Source organism: Campylobacter hyointestinalis subsp. lawsonii (assembly GCF_013372165.1).
Classification (GTDB): domain Bacteria; phylum Campylobacterota; class Campylobacteria; order Campylobacterales; family Campylobacteraceae; genus Campylobacter; species Campylobacter lawsonii.
Genome location: NZ_CP053828.1, coordinates 423,207 through 441,133, shown reverse-complemented (window position 1 = coordinate 441,133; position 17,927 = coordinate 423,207). Strand labels below are relative to the sequence as shown.

16 protein-coding genes are annotated in these 17,927 nt (G+C 34.1%); 5 read left to right on the top strand and 11 right to left on the bottom strand.

The window, feature by feature from the left end; genetic code table 11:
* Window positions 1-42 precede the first annotated feature (42 nt).
* The 5 genes from der to CHLWT_RS02240 are packed head-to-tail and all read left to right on the top strand — an operon-like array spanning window position 43 to window position 6,520.
* Complete coding sequence (gene der / locus CHLWT_RS02260) at window positions 43-1,443, top strand: ribosome biogenesis GTPase Der (RefSeq protein ID WP_112000179.1); 1,401 nt, start codon at window positions 43-45, stop codon at window positions 1,441-1,443.
* On the top strand, window positions 1,430-1,954 hold the full coding sequence (locus CHLWT_RS02255; protein WP_063998586.1) for a shikimate kinase: 525 nt from the start codon (window positions 1,430-1,432) through the stop codon (window positions 1,952-1,954). Before der ends, CHLWT_RS02255 begins: the two co-directional genes overlap by 14 nt.
* Before the next feature lie 12 nt (window positions 1,955-1,966).
* On the top strand, window positions 1,967-2,938 hold the full coding sequence (trpS, locus tag CHLWT_RS02250; RefSeq protein ID WP_112000178.1) for a tryptophan--tRNA ligase: 972 nt from the start codon (window positions 1,967-1,969) through the stop codon (window positions 2,936-2,938).
* 9 nt (window positions 2,939-2,947) lie between these two features.
* A complete protein-coding gene (gene serS, locus CHLWT_RS02245) occupies window positions 2,948-4,192 on the top strand; it encodes a serine--tRNA ligase (RefSeq protein ID WP_111982743.1) in 1,245 nt (414 codons plus the stop codon).
* Between the two features lie 9 nt (window positions 4,193-4,201).
* Window positions 4,202-6,520: a tetratricopeptide repeat protein gene (locus tag CHLWT_RS02240; protein ID WP_112000177.1), complete on the top strand. Its 2,319-nt coding sequence runs from the start codon at window positions 4,202-4,204 to the stop codon at window positions 6,518-6,520.
* Here CHLWT_RS02240 and CHLWT_RS02235 read toward each other — a convergent pair whose 3' ends face one another.
* The 11 genes from CHLWT_RS02235 to pglE form a co-directional block, all read right to left on the bottom strand.
* Window positions 6,521-8,038: a 2-isopropylmalate synthase gene (locus CHLWT_RS02235; protein ID WP_063998590.1), complete on the bottom strand. Its 1,518-nt coding sequence runs from the start codon at window positions 8,036-8,038 to the stop codon at window positions 6,521-6,523.
* Between the two features lie 159 nt (window positions 8,039-8,197).
* A complete protein-coding gene (gene pssA / locus CHLWT_RS02230) occupies window positions 8,198-8,935 on the bottom strand; it encodes a CDP-diacylglycerol--serine O-phosphatidyltransferase (RefSeq protein ID WP_063998591.1) in 738 nt (245 codons plus the stop codon).
* Window positions 8,925-9,554, bottom strand: a complete 630-nt coding sequence (locus CHLWT_RS02225; RefSeq protein WP_112000176.1) for a phosphatidylserine decarboxylase — start codon at window positions 9,552-9,554, stop codon at window positions 8,925-8,927. The genes pssA and CHLWT_RS02225 overlap by 11 nt, the downstream gene beginning before the upstream one ends.
* Window positions 9,555-9,556: 2 nt before the next feature.
* Window positions 9,557-11,491: an ATP-dependent zinc metalloprotease FtsH gene (gene ftsH, locus CHLWT_RS02220; protein ID WP_111971381.1), complete on the bottom strand. Its 1,935-nt coding sequence runs from the start codon at window positions 11,489-11,491 to the stop codon at window positions 9,557-9,559.
* 8 nt (window positions 11,492-11,499) lie between these two features.
* On the bottom strand, window positions 11,500-12,309 hold the full coding sequence (locus CHLWT_RS02215; RefSeq protein ID WP_112000175.1) for a 50S ribosomal protein L11 methyltransferase: 810 nt from the start codon (window positions 12,307-12,309) through the stop codon (window positions 11,500-11,502).
* On the bottom strand, window positions 12,310-12,675 hold the full coding sequence (locus tag CHLWT_RS02210) for a chemotaxis response regulator CheY (RefSeq protein WP_063998595.1): 366 nt from the start codon (window positions 12,673-12,675) through the stop codon (window positions 12,310-12,312).
* Between the two features lie 65 nt (window positions 12,676-12,740).
* Window positions 12,741-13,451 carry a 1-(5-phosphoribosyl)-5-[(5-phosphoribosylamino)methylideneamino]imidazole-4-carboxamide isomerase gene (hisA, locus tag CHLWT_RS02205; protein ID WP_111968458.1) on the bottom strand — a complete coding sequence of 237 codons (711 nt, stop codon included), beginning with the start codon at window positions 13,449-13,451 and terminating at the stop codon, window positions 12,741-12,743.
* Complete coding sequence (hisH, locus tag CHLWT_RS02200; protein WP_112000174.1) at window positions 13,451-14,062, bottom strand: imidazole glycerol phosphate synthase subunit HisH; 612 nt, start codon at window positions 14,060-14,062, stop codon at window positions 13,451-13,453. Before hisH ends, hisA begins: the two co-directional genes overlap by 1 nt.
* Window positions 14,046-14,951: a PDC sensor domain-containing protein gene (locus CHLWT_RS02195; RefSeq protein ID WP_112000173.1), complete on the bottom strand. Its 906-nt coding sequence runs from the start codon at window positions 14,949-14,951 to the stop codon at window positions 14,046-14,048. Before CHLWT_RS02195 ends, hisH begins: the two co-directional genes overlap by 17 nt.
* Before the next feature lies 1 nt (window position 14,952).
* The gene (gene pglF, locus CHLWT_RS02190) at window positions 14,953-16,740 is read right to left on the bottom strand and encodes a UDP-N-acetylglucosamine 4,6-dehydratase (configuration-retaining) (RefSeq protein WP_112000172.1); all 1,788 of its coding nucleotides are present in this window, start codon (window positions 16,738-16,740) and stop codon (window positions 14,953-14,955) included.
* Window positions 16,737-17,831 (bottom strand): UDP-N-acetylbacillosamine transaminase, encoded by a 1,095-nt coding sequence (pglE, locus tag CHLWT_RS02185; RefSeq protein ID WP_112000171.1) that lies wholly within the window; start codon window positions 17,829-17,831, stop codon window positions 16,737-16,739. The genes pglF and pglE overlap by 4 nt, the downstream gene beginning before the upstream one ends.
* Window positions 17,832-17,927: the final 96 nt, after the last annotated feature.

Genomic DNA, 17,927 nt, shown 5'->3' with positions numbered 1-17,927 from the left:
TAGCTATTTTTGGATATAATTGACAGCTTTTAAAGGAAATGTATGAAGAGAGTTATATTAATTGGCAGACCAAATGTCGGAAAAAGTTCGCTATTTAATCGTTTAGCAAAAAAAAGAATAGCCATAACAAGCGACATTAGCGGTACGACAAGAGATACAAATAAGACTGAAATTTTTATTGATGATAAAAGTTGCATTTTGATAGACAGCGGCGGACTTGATGATAGCAGTGAGATATTTAAAAATGTAAAAGCTAAAACACTTAGCGAAGCAGCAAACGCTGATATCATCGTATTTATGGTAGATGGTAAAATGCTACCTGATGAACAAGATAAAAAGATATTTTACGAGCTTTTAAATTTAAAAAAACCGACCGCGCTCGTCGTAAATAAAGTCGATAGCAAAAAAGATGAAGAAAGAAGCTGGGAATTTAATGAGTTTGGTTCAAAAGAAGTATTTAGCCTATCTGTAAGCCACAACATAGGCACAGACGAGCTTTGCTCGTGGATATACAAGCTTTTGCCAGAAACAACTATAAAAGCAGATATGAGCGATGATTTTGACGAATTTTTAGAAGGCTTTGACGAAAAAGGCGAGATAGATATAGAAAAACCAAGCGTTGATTATGAAACAAAAAACATAAAAGTAGGAATAATCGGCAGAGTAAATGTCGGTAAATCAAGCCTTCTAAACGCTCTTGTAAAAGAAGATCGTTCAGTCGTAAGTAAGATTGCAGGAACCACGATAGATCCAGTCAATGAAAGCTATGTCTATGAAGATAGAGTTTTTGAGTTTGTAGATACAGCAGGTATTAGAAAACGTGGAAAAATAGAGGGTATAGAAAGATTTGCACTAAATAGAACAGAAAAAATCTTAGAAGAATCAGACATAGCATTACTAGTTCTTGACTCAAGTGAGCCACTTACAGAACTAGATGAGAGGATAGCAGGACTAGGAGCTAAGTTTGAGCTAGGAGTCATCATAGTTTTAAACAAATGGGACAAAGAGCACGGCGATTTTGATAAAGTCGTTTTTGAGCTAAGGGATAAATTTAAATTCCTAGCTTACGCTCCTATCATTAGCGTCAGCGCACTTAGCAAAAAAAGAGTTCATAAACTATATCCGCTCATTCTTGAAGTTTATAAAAACTATACTCAAAAAATCAAAACTTCAAGGCTAAATGAAGTCATCAAAGAAGCAGTTTGTGCTCATCCAGTTCCACGTGACCACGGTAAAATAGTCAAAATTTACTACGGCGCTCAGTTTGGATTTGCCCCTCCAAAGATCGCTTTAGTGATGAATAAACCAAGGTCTTTGCATTTTAGTTACAAAAGATATCTTTTAAATAAACTAAGAGAAAATTTCGAATTAAACGGAACTCCGGTTATCTTAATACCTAAAAATCATAGCCAAAAAGAGAGTGTAGAAAATGAAGATAGATAAAAATATAGTTTTGATAGGATTTATGGGAGTCGGAAAAGGGACTATAGCAAGGGCTTTAAGCAAAAAAATAGGAGTTTTTGCTATAGACGGCGATGATATGATAGAAAGCTATGCAAATAAAAAAATAAAAAAAATTTTTGAAGATGATGGTGAAGAAGCATTTAGAAAGATAGAAAAAGATTTAGCCAAATTCTTAGAAAACTCAGTCAAAGGAGCCATCATATCTACAGGCGGCGGCTTTTACAAAGTAAAAAATTTAAATAAAATAGGAACTATTATATACTTAAAATCAAGCTTTGATAAGATAATAGATAGACTGCAAAACTCAAGCAATAGTGAGAAAAAATTTGCTAAACGACCGCTTTTATCAAATTTACAAAAGGCAAAAGAGCTTCATGAACTTAGAGATAAAGAATATGAAAAAAAGGCAAATTTTGTGATAAATGTAGAAGATAAATCTGCAGATAAAATCGCAAAAGAAATCATCAAAATATTAAATTTAAAAAGATAAAAAGGATAATAGTTGAGAACTTTAACAGGACTTCAACCTTCAGGAAAGCTACATTTAGGAAATTATTTTGCTAGCATAAAACCTATGGTCGATACTCAAAACTTAGGCAATGACGATATGTTTATGTTTATCGCGAACTATCACGCTATGACTTCAGTAAATGAAGCAAAAAAGCTAAAAGAGAGCACTTTTGAAGCTGCGTGCGCGTTTTTAGCACTTGGCATAGATCCGAACAAATCAACATTTTGGGTTCAAAGCGACGTCAAAGACGTGCTTGAGCTTTACTGGATACTAAGTCAGCTAACTCCTATGGGTTTAGTCGAGCGCGCTCATGCCTATAAAGACAAAGTCGCAAAAGGATTTGAAGCTCATCACGGACTTTTTAGCTATCCTGTTTTGATGGCTGCAGACATCTTGCTTTTTAACTCAAACATAGTTCCAGTAGGAAAAGATCAAATTCAACACGTCGAGATAGCGCGTGATTTGGCTATTAAATTTAACAATGCGCACGGAGATATATTTACTATTCCTAAAGCCGGAGTTCAGCAAAACGTAGCTACAGTTCCTGGGACTGACGGAGCTAAAATGAGTAAAAGCTATGGAAATACGATAGATATTTTCAGCGATGCAAAAACACTAAAAAAACAGTGTAGCTCTATAGTAACAGACTCAACCCCATTAGAAGCTCCAAAGCAGTGGAAAAACTGCAATATTTTTAACATAGCAAAACTATTTTTAAATTCAAAAGAGCAAGAAGAACTTGCTGCTAGATATGAAAAAGGCGGTGAGGGTTATGGGCATTTTAAAATGTATCTAAATGAGCTTGTTTGGAACTATTTTGCAACGGCTAGAGAAAAATTTGAATACTATATAAATCGCAAAGATGAGGTTTATGATATTCTTGATACCGGAGCAAAAAAAGCTAAAAACGTAGCGTCACAGACGATGCAAAAAGTAAGAGATGCGGTGGGAATTTATAGATAAAGGAAAATTATGATAAATTTAAAACTGATAGAGACGAATTTTGATGAATTTAACGCTAAATTAAAAGCGAAAAAAGTCGATGAGGGTGTTTTAAAAAATTTACTTGATACATACAATGAGCTAAAAATCAAAAAACAAGAGCTAGAAAATCTTCAAGCCGTGCAAAACGCAAAATCAAAAGAAGTAGGCATACTGGCTAGAAGTGGCGCGGACACAACACTACTAAAAACTGAGCTTGAAGAAAATAAAAGGCTTATGCAGACCGCTTCAAATTTAGTAAGTGAGCTTGAAACTAAGCTAGATATGGTAGCTAGTAGAGTGCCTAACGTGATAGATGATGACGTACCATTAGGAAAAGATGAAGATGATAACGTCTGCATAAAAACCGTGCTTGAGCCTAGGGAGTTTAGTTTTACCCCAAAAGAGCATTTTGAGCTTGGAGAAAATCTTGGCTGGTTGGATTTTGCAACAGGAGCAAAGCTCTCAGGCAGTCGCTTTACCGTGCTTAGAAGAGATGGAGCTAGACTTAGTAGAGCTTTAGTAAATTTTATGATAGATTTCAATACTGCTAGAGGTTTTGAGCTAGTAAATGTACCATTTTTGGTAAGTTCAAACACGCTTTATGGCACAGGACAATTACCTAAATTTGAAGAAGATCTATACAAGATAAGAGATGAAGATCTATATCTTATCCCTACAAGTGAAGTTCCAGTCACAAACATCTATAACAACGAGATAATTCCGGCTGAAAATTTACCTATAAAAATGACTTGTTATTCAGCGTGTTTTAGACAAGAAGCAGGAAGTGCTGGACGAGATACTAGAGGAATAATGCGTCAGCATCAGTTTGAAAAAGTAGAACTTGTAAGCATAAGCAAACCAGAAGATAGCGCGAAAATACTTGATGAAATGGTAAGCTGTGCTTCTGATATGCTAAAAGAATTGGGGCTTCCTCATCGCCATATGATGCTTTGTAGCGGCGATCTTGGATTTAGTGCGGCAAAAACTATAGATCTTGAAGTTTGGCTTCCAGGACAAGGAAAATACAGAGAGATAAGCTCTATCTCAAATACTAGGGATTTTCAAGCTAGACGTGCAAAAATCAGATACAAAGATGGTAAAAAAAATGCTTTAGTTCATACTCTAAATGGATCAAGTTTGGCAGTCGGTAGAACTCTTATAGCGATTATGGAAAACTACCAAAACGAAGACGGCTCCATAAATATCCCAGAAGTTCTTAAAAAATATATGTAAGGATAAGCTTTGGCAGATGAAGAAGAAGTAGTTATCTTAGATAAAGACAACGAAAATAGTATCGTTCCACTCGAAGAACTTGAAACAAAAGAAGAACCAGTAGTCGAACAGAAAGTTCAAAATAAAAAAAATAATTTTTTTATGTTTGGGCTAATTGGTGGCGGAGTGTTCATTCTTTTTCTTATCTTAATCTTAGTTTTATTGTTTAAAAATAACAAATCAAGCGATGAGGCGCCAAAAGTAGAACTTCCAAAAACCACCAAGCAAACAGAGATAAAAGCATTTAGCCCATCAAAAATCGACGATATGCTAAAAAAGGCAAATAAATTATACGAAAGCGGAAATAAATTTGAAGCACTTAAAATTTATGAAAACGTAGCTATTTATAACGAAGCCTTATCAAACTACAACCTTGGTGTTTCGCAAATGAATCAATATAAATTTAAAGACGCTTTAGAATCGTTCAAAAAAGCTATAGCAAATCAAGAAAATACATCAGTAAGCGCACTAAACGCGGCTGTTTGTGCATTAGAATTAAACGAAACTCAGCTTTTTAAATATTATATAGATATAGCAAATGCATTTTTAGCAAGTGAGTCGGACTCCAGCCTTTATGCTTATTATAATGCCATTATAAACTACTACAAAGGCTACTATATCGAAGCACTAAACATACTTGAGAACGCACCTACAAACAGATATTATGAAAATCAAAAAAACTACCTAAGAGCAAAAATACTCAGCTACTTATATCTTGATAGTGATTCTATAAAAGCGCTAAATAAAGTAGATTCATATGACGTAAATTTGCCCCTTGGACTTTTAGAGGCTAGGCGTGGTAATTACGAAATCGCTAAAAAATACTTAAACAAAGCCTTGGTGGATGAAAAAAATGCGAATTTAACAAAACTTGCTATAGCGCTTATAAATTTAAAAACCGGGGAATTTGCACAAGCAGGAATGACTCTAAAGGATATAAATGAAAATAACGAAACTTTTGCATCATCAAAATACCCTATAAAAACTGCGTTAAATCCGGAGCTTTTCGACTTAGATATTGCTCAAAGCAATTTTAATCTAAACAAATTTTTTAGTATAAATAATATTTATGAAATGCTATTTTACTTTGCGCCATACAAAGTTTTTGATGCTAAGCAAACTATGGATTATATAAGAAAAGGTAGCATAAGTCTGTTTTTAGATGAAAATAACGAAGCCGATGAGTATCTAAAAGCAAGTAGAACTCTATCTAAAGCAAATTTAAATCTTTCAAAAGCTATAGCAGTGGCGCTAGATTACAACTTAAGAGAAGCAAATTCACAGCTTTTAAATATCACGAAACTATATACAAACCACTCTATACTTCACTACAATCTAGCTCTTACTTACGCACAACTTGGAAATTTTTCAGAAAGTTACAAACACTTTATCACGAGCTATCACTTAGATCCAAAAAATCATCTAAGCGGAGTTTTTGCTATCGTAACTTCTACTATGATAAATAAAGAAAATAAAAAACTTATAGCAGAAGTCATAGAAAATTTAAACCAAGAAGGTGCTATAGAAGATAGAGATATGTACCACGCCATAATCCAACTAACACTAGGAAATAAAGGTGCTTTGCTTGACTGGCTAGAAAACGATAAAAGCAAAAATGTGTTAAATATAGCTTTTGGTAGCATTGCTGGGTATTTGATAGGAAAAAATGATACGAGCGATAAAAAAACAGAGCAATTAAAAGCTATGCTACCAAATGACATTTTGGTAAATATACTTAATTTTACATCTAAATTTGATAAAAACAATATCAAAGAATACGCAAAAGATATCCAGTATAATTTTTTTAATAACAAACTAAACAAAGAGTCACTTTATGGCGGTGCTAACATAATCCGTGTAAGCTTTACGAAGCTTTTACAAATTTCTGGACTATTGAACGTACAAAGAGATAGCATAAAAAGAGATCTAGAACTTACAAACGATAATCATCAAAATATTATGCAGACATTAGCGTATTTAGATCTTTTTACAAATAATTATGAAGAAGCTTATACTATCTATAATGATCTTATCGATAACTATAATATGCGAGATTCAAATTCCTTGTTTCTAGCAAGTGTAGCTAGTATAGGTGCAAATCACCCAGAAAGTGCTATAGGATATCTAAGACTTTCAAAAATCATAGACCCTACTTCAAAAGAGAGTAAATTTGCACTAGGTCTTTTGTATCAAGAAGTAGGAAATATAGACGCTGCTATCACTCAATACTTAAGTTTGGGTGATAGCGATTTTAAAAGCGAATTTTTTACGTTCAATTTAGTAGATTGATCATCTTTTCATAGATAGATAGCTATTTAAGGCACTTACATAAGCTTTAGCACTAGCCATCATAGTATCGATATCAAGTCCATGACCGATCGTAGCGCTATTTGAGCCTTCAAACACAACTTTTACAGTTATTTTTGCAAGTGCGTCTTTACCTTGAGAAACCGCATTTACTTTATAGTCTTTTAGCTCACCATTAATATTGCTTATCCTATCAATCACTTTAAATATCGCATCAGCAGTTCCATTTCCAAGAGCCGCGTCGCTTATAATCTCATCGTTAAATTTAATACTAACTGCAGCACTAGCGTGACCTTTATTACAAGAGCTTGTACTTAGCTTTTCTACCTCATAAATTTGTGGTATTTTTATGATCTCGTTGCTAATAAGTGCCCTTATATCATCATCAAATATATCTTTTTTCTTATCGCATAGATCTTTAAATTTGATAAAAGCTTCATTTAATTCACTATCATCAAGATCAAAACCTAAATTTATAAGTTTATCTTTAAATGCGTGTCTTCCGCTATGTTTGCCTAAAACCAAACTATTTTTCTCAGCTCCAATATCTTCTGCTCTTATGATCTCATAAGTAGAGGCGCATTTTAAAACTCCGTCTTGATGGATCCCACTCTCATGTGCAAATGCATTTTTACCTACGATCGCTTTATTTGGCTGTGGCTCGATACCAGTTATGCTAGCAACCAATCTACTAGTAGCATAGATCTCTTTTGCTACAATATCTGTATAAAGAGGTGCAAACTCGTCATTTCTAGTTTTTAAAGTCATAACTATCTCTTCAAGTGCGGCATTTCCAGCTCTTTCTCCAAGTCCGTTTATAGTGCATTCAACCTGTCTTGCTCCAGCTTTTATACTAGCTAAAGTATTTGCTACTGCAAGACCCAAATCATTATGATTATGCACTGATATAATGGCTTTATCGCCTATAAATTTAACCATTTCTTCTATCATTTTAGCTATCTCATAAGGCATTCTAAAGCCTACTGTATCTGGTAAATTTAATGTTGTTGCTCCAGCTTCTACGACTGCTGCGCAAATTTCTTTTAAAAACACTATATCGCTTCTTCCAGCGTCTTCACAGCTAAACTCAACATCATCTACAAAAGTTTTTGCGTATTTTACAGACTCAACGGCTCTTTTAATAACTTCTTCAGGAGCCATTTTTAGCTTATGTTCCATATGGATAGAGCTTGTAGCTATAAAAGTGTGGATACGCCTATTTTTTGCCGGGGCTATAGCGTCTGCGGCTGCTTTGATATCTTTTTCCAAAGCCCTTGCAAGACTAGCTATACGAATATTATTTATCTGTTTTGCGATCTGATTTATAGCATCAAAATCGCCTACACTAGCAGCAGCAAAACCAGCTTCCATAACATCTACGCCTAAACGCTCAAGTTGCAATGCTATTTGGATCTTTTCTTCCGTATTCATAGAAGCACCCGGGCTTTGCTCACCATCTCTTAAAGTAGTATCAAATACTATTATTTTATTTTTATCCATTTTATTTATCCTAATTTTTGTAAATTTAGCTGTAGCTAAATATATAAAGATCTAAAATCACCTAATTTGTTTTGTATGTTTGAGTATAAAAAGATTATTTTTACAGCAGATTAAGGAGAGAGAGTTTATATATGAATATATAGATTTTACGTGTTGCCGTCATTTGTTCTCCTTATTTGTCAATTTAATATTTTTAGCGAAAAATCTCGCCCAAATAGAGCGTATTATACCATAAATTGTATAAATAGTCATAAGAGTTGTCGTGCTTTCTAGCGGATATAGATAAAGAAGCGAAAATAAAATCACAAGAACTGCAAGTGTTTTTATATAATTTGCTCTTTTAAAATCTACTTTTTTAAAGCTAGGATAACGTACGTTTGAGACCATAAGTATAGAAAGCCCACCCATTATTATCACAAAAATCCATTCAAAACCACGCATAAACTCATAATTAGCATATATACCAACCCAAAATGCACTAACGATAGCTGCACTTGGTATAGGAAGTCCTATAAATACGTTTGGCTCATAAGTTCCAGTCATCACGTTAAACCTAGCCAAACGTATAGCGCCAAATACGACAAATACTGCTGCCAAAAGAGATCCAAAACGTCCAAATAGATGCCCTACGCTAAAGTAAAATAGCATAGCTGGAGCCACCCCAAAAGCCACTAAATCTGCCAAACTATCAAATTCTACACCAAATTTGGAAGTAGTTTTTGTAAGCCTAGCTACACGTCCATCAAGACCATCTAAGATAAGAGATAAAACTATATAAATTATAGCTTTACCGTATTCACCTTTTACGGAAGCCAAAACACTTATAATACCTAAAAATGCACTAGCAGCTGTAAATAAATTCGGTAAGATATAAATAAGTTTTGGCTTATTTTCCATTATCTTCTCCTAAAAAACCTATCAAATCGCAAGCCTTGATTTTATCTCCGGTAGATATTTTTAAAGTCGTATCTACAGGCAGCAATACACTAACTTTTCCATCCACTATAAAGCCGATCCTAGCTCCTGCTTTTAGCTCTTTTGAATTTTCATAATAGATCTTTCTGCTTATAACGCCTGAGCATATTTTTATAACTATTTTTTTATTTATAACACTACATATATAAGCAACTCTATTACTAAGTAAATTTTTTGCATCACTGCTACTAAATAAATTTAGTCCATTTTTCTTTTTGGTTCTATCTATTTTTAAATTTGCCACAGATCTTAAAACGCCACAATCACATAAATGGTTTCTTATAGACACTTCTAAATACTCATCGCCGGCATAGATAGTTCTTTTTATAGATATGATCTTACCATCAACTGGTGAAAATATCGCTTTATCATCACTGACTTCAACCATACGCTCTGGATTTCTATATATAAATACAGAAGCCAAAAACAGCAAACCAAAAAAATATTCATAAATTTCAGATAAGAGTGATAAAAGAAATAACACCCCAAATATAGATATAGAAAGATATCCATATTTGTTTATCGCTCTTAAATTATCCATTTTTATTCTTTCTCTTTTGCTTCTTGAATATCGATATTGTCATCTTCATTATTTACAAGACGAGTTGGTATGTTATTTTCTAGCTCATAATCCTTGATTATCTCTCTTACTTTGCTACCTTCTATAGTCTCTTCTTCATATAAAGCTTCAACCATTTTTTCTATGGCTCCTTTATAAAGCTCTAGTGTAGCTACAACTGCTTTAAATCTTTCTTCTAAAAATCCCTTTACATACTCATCTAATTTATGAGCCATATCATCACTATAATCTTTTAAAGTTTGTCCGCCGTTTAAAAACACGTTTCTTTGTTTTTCAAGCACCATAAGTCCTGCGACATCGGTCATTCCATACATAGAAACCATAGCTTTTATGATATCTGTTGCCCTCTCAAGATCATTGCTAGCTCCTGTGCTTATCTCTTTTATGAATACATGCTCTGCTGCACGTCCCCCTAAAAGAACATCTACTTTTGCGATAAGCTCATGTTTTTGCATCAAGAATTTATTTTCTTCAGGAGCATTTAAAGTATATCCAAGAGCAGCTATTCCTCTTGGGATAACTGAAACCTTAGTAACCTTATCTGCACCTTTCGTAGTTTCAGCGATAAGAGCGTGTCCGCACTCATGATAAGTGACTATCTTTTTCTCTTTTGGATTTATACGGCGAGATTTTTTCTCAAGTCCCGCGATAGCTCTTTCTACGGCCTCTACTAAATCTTGTTGTTCAATAAATTTTTTACTAGCACGCCCTGCTAAAAGTGCTGCTTCATTTATAATATTTGCAAGATCTGCCCCAGCAAGTCCTGCAGTCAAACGACCTATATCATCCATATTTACGTTTTTTGCGAGTTTAACTTCTTTACTATGGACTTTTAATATATCAACACGACCTTTAAAATCAGGCTTATCAACTAAAACTTGTCTATCAAAACGACCTGGACGAAGAAGAGCAGCGTCTAAAACCTCAGGTCTATTTGTCGCAGCAAGGACGATGACAGGACTCTTGTCGCTATCAAATCCATCCATTTCGGCTAATAGCTGATTTAATGTTTGCTCTCTTTCATCGTTGCCGCCCATCATAGCACCAGCCGCCCTACTTTTTCCTATGGCATCTATCTCATCTATAAATACTATAGCAGGAGCCTCTTTTTTAGCATTTTCAAAAAGATCCCTAACTCTACTAGCGCCAACTCCTACAAACATCTCTATAAAGCTTGAACCAGAAACTGAAAAAAACGGAACGTCCGCTTCACCAGCAACGGCTTTTGCAAGTAGGGTTTTACCAGTTCCTGGAGGTCCTACTAAGAGTACTCCTTTAGGAATTTTGGCACCTAAGCTTATATATCTATCTGGATTTTTTAAGAAATCAACTATTTCTTTTACCTCTTCTTTGGCTTCTTCTACTCCAGCTACATCATTAAATTTAACCTTTGGTCTCTCGCTATTTACAAGCTTTTTGCTACTGCCCATTCCAAGTATGCCACTACCCATATTTTTTTGCATTCTACTAGCAAGAAACATCCAAATTCCAAAAAATATAAATACAGGAATAACCCATGAAAATAGCATATCACTAAACCAATTTGTTTCGCTATAAGCTCCATAACTTACTCCTTCGCTCTCAAGCAAAGGCACTAAAGTCTGATCGTTATTAACCTTTTTTACTATATAAGTCGTTCCGCCACCTTCAGCTCTTATAGTAGTCTGTCCTATAGATACGTTTGAAATTTGTTTTGATTTTATGAGTTGTTTTAACTCAGAGTAAGATACTGCTTTTGAATTTGTAGTTCCGCCAAATTCATTCATACCTTCTGGCGTGAAACTCCTAAATGCAAGCACTATAATTATAGCAAAAGCGGCAAAAACTATAATAGGATTTTTATTAAAAAAATTTCCGTTGTTATTATTTTGCCCATTTTTATTGTCATTATTTTCCATTTTTTTCCTTATTTTTTAAATATAAAACTTTCCCACTCATTTAAAGTGATGTTTTCAACAAGTTCTAAATCTCCAAAATTTTTTAGAATTCTCTCTTTGTATTTTGTTAAGATACCTGAAATAATTAAATATCCATTATCATTTATACTATTTTTTAGATCTTTTGCTAAAAGCAAGATAACATCGGCTATGATATTTGCTACTACTACGTCATATTTCTTATGAGTTGCCATGACTGAACCATTCCAGATATCGTTAAACTCAATTTTATTTTTTATACCATTTTCTTTACTGCTAAGAACAGCTAGCGCGTCAGTATCACAAGCATCTACTTTAAGCCATAATTTTGCTAAAGATATACTAAGTATTCCACTTCCGCATCCAACATCTAAAGCAGTTTTGTGTGTATTTGAGTTTATGTATTTACTTATAAAATTCAGACAAGAACTCGTGCTTTCGTGATGACCAGAGCCAAATGCCAAAGCAGGATCTATAATGATATTGATAAGTCCGTTTTTACTAGCCTCCCAGCTAGGTCTTATGTAAAATTTACCGACGAGTACTGGTTTTATACCTTTTTTATACTCATTTATCCAATCGATATTATCTTTTACTTCTATAGAAGTTTTTATCTGGGTATTTGTTCGTTTAGCAAACTCTTCAAGTCCCCATTTTACGTTATCTAATTCATCTTCATCGCGTATGATAAAACCTTCATTTATCTCTTCAATGCAAGTTATCCCAAGATCAAACGCAAAATCTTTTAAGATATCTGCATTCGGGCTTTGAATTTTTAATTCAAAAAATTTTTCTTTCATTTAGTTAAGAACATCTTCAAGTTTTTCTTTTAAAACTTGTGGCGTAAATGGTTTTACTATATAGTTATTAACACCTGCTTTTAATGCAGTTATAACTTCGGCTTTTCCGCCTTCAGTAGTGACCATTATGATAGGCATATCTTCATATTTCTTTTCTGCTCTTACTTTTTTTACAAGCTCTAGTCCATTCATCTCGGGCATATTCCAGTCGGTTATCAAAACGCTTATATCTGGATTTTGTTCTAACAAACTCCATGCCTCAAGACCATGTTCGGCTTCTAAGATGTCTTTATGCCCAAGCCTTTGAAGTGTATTTTTTATAATTCTTCTCATAGTAGAGCTATCATCAACAACTAATAACTTCACTAAATATCCTTTTCTTAAATTTGGTGTATTCTATCAGAATTTAGTTTTAAAAAAACTTATTATACTTATAAAATAATTCTAAAAGCGTCTTTTAGAGAGATTTTACCCTCATAATACGCCTTGCCGACGATAACTCCGGCGATATTACCATTTTTTTGAAGATTTATTAAATCTTCTATAGAGCTAACTCCGCCACTAGCTATGGTAGGCAACTTACTAGCCTTAGCTATAGATGAGCTAAACTCTACATTTACTCCACCTAGCATTCCGTCTTTGCTTATATCAGTAGCTATGATAGCCTCCACTCCAGCATCAGCGTATAGCTTTGCTAAATCAGTCGCTTTGATCTGGCTTATTTTAGCCCAGCCCTCAACTGCTACAAATCCGTTCATTGCATCTATACCTACTACAAGTCTATATTTTTTAGCCATTTCTTTTACAAACTCAGGATTTTTTAACGCAACAGAGCCTAAAATCACACGGCTAACACCTAAATTTTTATACATTTTTATACGATCTTCATTTCTTATACCGCCACCAACTTCTACTTGTAAATTTGTTTTTGAAAGTATAGTTTCTATGGTTTTTAAATTTATACTTTCTCCTACAAATGCTCCGTCTAGATCAACTATATGAAGCCATTTCGCACCTGCATCTTCAAAAGCACGCGCCAACTCCCAAGGCTTATCAGAGTAAATTTTTGCACTATCCATAAGACCCTTTGTTAGCCTAACCGCCTTTGCTTCTTTTAGATCTATAGCAGGTATGATTTCCATTATAACTCCACAAAATTTTTTATAATTTTAAGCCCATTTTCATGAGATTTTTCAGGATGAGGCTGAAAGCCAAATACATTATCTTTACAAACCGCACTTACGAATTTATATCCGTATTTTGTAGTGGCTAACACAAACTCATCATCGCAAATAGCATGATATGAATGCACAAAATACAAATACGCGCTATTTGCTAATCCTCTGTTTATATCGGTATCTTTGATAAACTCACAACTATTCCAACCGATATGGGGAATTTTAAGCGGTCTGTCAAATTTAGTTTCATCAAATTTAACAACGCTTCCTGGTATCACGCCAAGCCCGTCATACTCTCCAAACTCAAATCCTTTTTCAAAAAGAAGTTGCATACCAAGGCAAATTCCCAAAAAAGGTTTTTTTAATTCTATAAAATCGACAATAGCCAAATTTAGATCATTTACTCTAAGCTTATCCATAGCATCGCCAAAAGCTCCGACTCCAGGAAGTACAAGTTTATCATATAAATTTAAATTCTCTCCAGCTTTTACTAGTTTTGCGCCACTCCCTACAAACTCAAAAGCATTTATAACGCTTCTTATATTGCCAGCTCCATAATCAATAATTCCTATCAACCTTACCTCTTTTTAGTGATAAAATATAAAACCCAAGTGCTACCATCAAAACTGCAACTCCGCCGATCAGATATATAGCATATATGATTCCGCTAGGATTTGTAATGGCAAATTTAAAAACAAGCATCAAAGACTCTATAGCAAGAGCGATGATTATACTGCAAATAAATCGCACCATTGTCTTACTAGCTCCATTATTTTCATAATTTGACCTACCTAATACCTCAGATTCAAATATCGCTTTTACAAGATCAAATATAGCAAGAGCGAGCGTTAAAACTATAGTTGATTCAAACACTTCGCTTATATTTATGTCGCCTAGCCCTTTTAAAACAAAACTTTTAACGCCTTGTATAAAAAGAACAATAGCAACTACAAAAAGCGCTAATGAAAACATAAAATACGCAAATTTAGTAAATTTACCAAAAACACTATCTACTGAGCTTGGATGAACAAGTTTTAATATATCAGTAAGACTAATGTCCATACAAGCTATATATTTTAGTTCGCGTTTATCATTATAAACAGGCATAGAAGCAGTCACGCAAAGTCCATTAGTAAGGCTTGAAGGATATGGATCAGTTAGTACGCAACGCCCTTCTCTAACGGCTCTGTAATAATAAGCCTTATTACTTCTATTGGTACCCTTGCCTATCATATTATTTGTATCTAAACTGACGTTGTTTTCGACTTGGATGCCGTTTTTATCAAGTATATAAAAAGCTTCAAAACATTCGATTTCGTGTGCGATCTTATCAAAGCCTTCATTTATCAAATTTATGCTGACGCCTGGCAAATTATTTGGTATATTTCTATCAAAAAGATAACACAAATAAGCTCTTGCTTTGTATCTTATATCGCTAAATTCTTGAATTTCTTTTATAAGCATTTTAATCCTTATTAAGTGCGTGTTTAAACTCAGGAACTATCTCTTTTAGTCCCGCTTCTACAAGTGTTTCGTCTTCTAAACTTACAAGTTTTTGTATTTGAGAATTTAGTAAATTTAGATCATATTCTTCGGATTTTGTTACAAAAATACTCTCAAATTTAGTCGCAACATCGCTCTCATCTATAAGTAGCTCCTCATAAAGCTTTTCTCCTGGGCGAAGTCCGACAAACTTAATACCAAGCTCCTCTTTACCACTTAATTTCAACATTCTTGCTGCAAGATCTGCTATTTTAACTGGCTCACCCATATTTAAAACAAAAAGTTCACCGCCTTCTGCGATGCTAGCTGCTTGAAGTACAAGCTGACAGGCTTCGCTAACTAGCATAAAGTATCTTGTGATATCTGGATGAGTTACACTTAATGGTTCATTTGCTGCTATTTGAGCTTTAAATTTAGGTATAACACTACCGCTACTGCCTAAAACATTACCAAAACGCACGGCTACGATCTCGGTTTTACCACTCTCATTTGAGTTTAAAGCATACAGCTCACAAACTCTTTTTGTAGCTCCCATTATATTTGTAGGTCGCACAGCCTTATCTGTAGAGATGAGCACTACTCTTTTTGCTCCATATTTCTTAGAAAGATCGATAACATTTTTCGTGCCTAAGATATTGTTTTGAACTGCACTTATCGGATTAAACTCACAAAGCGGAACATGTTTATACGCGGCTGCGTGTATAACTATATCTGGTTTAAATTTGGCAAATATCCCTTCAAACTCTTTTAAATGCATTATATTTAGCATTACAAGCTGATTTCTAGGATCGCTTTTTGTAGCTTCATTTATCTGATATAAGTTATACTCGCTGTGTTCGACCATTATGAGCTTACTAGCACCAAATTTCAAGCACTGTTTGCAAATTTCGCTACCGATAGTTCCGCCAGCTCCTGTTACCATAACGATCTTGCCACCGATAAATTGCTCAACTACTTTACTATCTAAATCTTTTGGCTTTCTAGCAAGCAGATCTTCGATACTAATGTCAGTAATCCCGCTTTTTTTATCATCTAGCAAAGCAAATATCTTTATATCTTTAAAACCTAGCTCATCAAGTTCGTCATATAGCTCTTTTAGTTCGTTTGGAAGTAGCTTAAGAGCTATGATAGCAGACTTTACTCCATCTTCTATATAGTGTTTTAACTCTGACTTATCACCTACTAAAAAGCCATCGCAGTATGTTCCTACAATATCGCTTCTTCCATCTACAATGCCTACTGGATAGTAGCTCTCATAGCCACTTTTTAGCCCTTTTAAAACTTGTAAAGTTTTACTCGTGCTTCCTATGATAACACAAGGCTCCCCAGAGCGTGACTTTTTAAAATCCAAAAATATTCGCTTAAGTATGCGAAGACTGCCTACCATTAGAGCAGAGATAGTAGCATCTATAATGATAACGCTTCTTGGAAAAGGATTAAAAAAATCTTCAAAAAGAACAAATATTATAAAAAACAAAATTGCCGAAATAAAAGCCACAAAAAATATCTTTCTAGCTTCATTTAGCCCAAAAAATCTCCACGGAACTTTATATATCCTAAAAAGCCACATCAAAAATAGTTTTGAGCTGACTAAAACCACCCCGCTATATATCATACCCGGTTCAAATATTTCTGGAATTTCTCCACTAAATCTAAGCAAAAAAGCAAAATATATACTAAGAGTAAATATAATAGCATCAGAGATTAGAAAAAACATTGTTCTACGATTTTTTGTAGCTCTTATTATCACAATACTGACCTTACTATATTAGCTACTCTTTCTACGCAATCATCACTCATATCAGATCCACTTGGCAAGCAAATTCCACGTCCAAAATAGTCCTCGCTCGTGCCACCTAATATACTTAAAGCTTCTTTAAACATAGGTTGCATATGCATAGGTTTCCACAAAGGTCTGCTTTCTATATCATTTTCATTTAGCGCTTCTATGACTTTTAAATGCCTATTTTTCTCTTTAAAAAGTAGAGTCGTAAGCCAACGATTTCCTTTTGAATTTGCAACTTCTGGCATAAACTCACATTGATCGCCTAGCAAATTTTTATAAATTTCAAAAATTTCTCTTCTTCGTTCTACTCTTTTAGATAAAACCTCCATTTGTCCAACTCCTATAGCACCTAAAACATTACTTAATCTATAATTATATCCGTAGTCTAAATGCTCATAATGAAGAAGAGGTTCCCTTGCTTGAGTGCTGTAATATCTCGCTTTTTCTACTAGTTTTTCATCATTTGATACTAGCATTCCACCACCACTTGTAGTAATGATCTTGTTACCATTAAAGCTATAAACTCCGATATCGCCAAGTGTTCCTACAGCCTTATCCTCATAAAATGCACCAAGAGCTTCTGCAGCGTCTTCTATAACTTTTATATTTTCATTTTTACAAATTTCAAGGATCTCTTTCATCTTTGCTGCTTGTCCGTATAAGTGAGTTACTATAATAGCTTTTGGCTTTTTTGGAGATTTTTTTATAGCCACTTTAAGAAGTTCAGGACTGATATTCCAACTCTCATCACTATCGATAAAAACAGGAGTGCATCTTTCATACATTATAGGATTTATGCTTGCTGCAAAAGTAAATGAAGAGCCTAAAACAACATCGCCATCTTTTATGCCTAGCACTCTAAGGCTTAGATGAAGTCCGGCTGTGGCTGAATTTAGTGCTAAAGCCGACTTTGTTTTCGTATAATTTTTAATGCTTTCTTCAAATTTATTTACATACTCGCCAAGCGGAGCTATATAATTACTCTCAAATACCTTTTTAACATACTTCTCTTCATTGCCACCCATAAATGGAGGGCTCAAAAAAACACGTGCCATAACGCATCCTTAAAATATTTTTTTGGTATTTTATCAAAGCTTGTATAAACTGAAGTTAAAAATATAAAATTTCACGAAATATTTGTAAAGCTTTTA

What these genes read in the sequence shown, in the direction of transcription:
- der (WP_112000179.1), top strand. Translation starts at nt 43, where the DNA reads ATGAAGAGAGTTATATTAATTGGCAGACCAAATGTCGGAAAAAGTTCG.
- CHLWT_RS02255 (WP_063998586.1), top strand. Translation starts at nt 1,430, where the DNA reads ATGAAGATAGATAAAAATATAGTTTTGATAGGATTTATGGGAGTCGGA.
- serS (WP_111982743.1), top strand. Translation starts at nt 2,948, where the DNA reads ATGATAAATTTAAAACTGATAGAGACGAATTTTGATGAATTTAACGCT.
- CHLWT_RS02235 (WP_063998590.1), bottom strand. Translation starts at nt 8,038, where the DNA reads ATGGATAAAAATAAAATAATAGTATTTGATACTACTTTAAGAGATGGT.
- pssA (WP_063998591.1), bottom strand. Translation starts at nt 8,935, where the DNA reads ATGGAAAATAAGCCAAAACTTATTTATATCTTACCGAATTTATTTACA.
- CHLWT_RS02225 (WP_112000176.1), bottom strand. Translation starts at nt 9,554, where the DNA reads ATGGATAATTTAAGAGCGATAAACAAATATGGATATCTTTCTATATCT.
- ftsH (WP_111971381.1), bottom strand. Translation starts at nt 11,491, where the DNA reads ATGGAAAATAATGACAATAAAAATGGGCAAAATAATAACAACGGAAAT.
- CHLWT_RS02215 (WP_112000175.1), bottom strand. Translation starts at nt 12,309, where the DNA reads ATGAAAGAAAAATTTTTTGAATTAAAAATTCAAAGCCCGAATGCAGAT.
- hisA (WP_111968458.1), bottom strand. Translation starts at nt 13,451, where the DNA reads ATGGAAATCATACCTGCTATAGATCTAAAAGAAGCAAAGGCGGTTAGG.
- CHLWT_RS02195 (WP_112000173.1), bottom strand. Translation starts at nt 14,951, where the DNA reads ATGCTTATAAAAGAAATTCAAGAATTTAGCGATATAAGATACAAAGCA.
- pglE (WP_112000171.1), bottom strand. Translation starts at nt 17,831, where the DNA reads ATGGCACGTGTTTTTTTGAGCCCTCCATTTATGGGTGGCAATGAAGAG.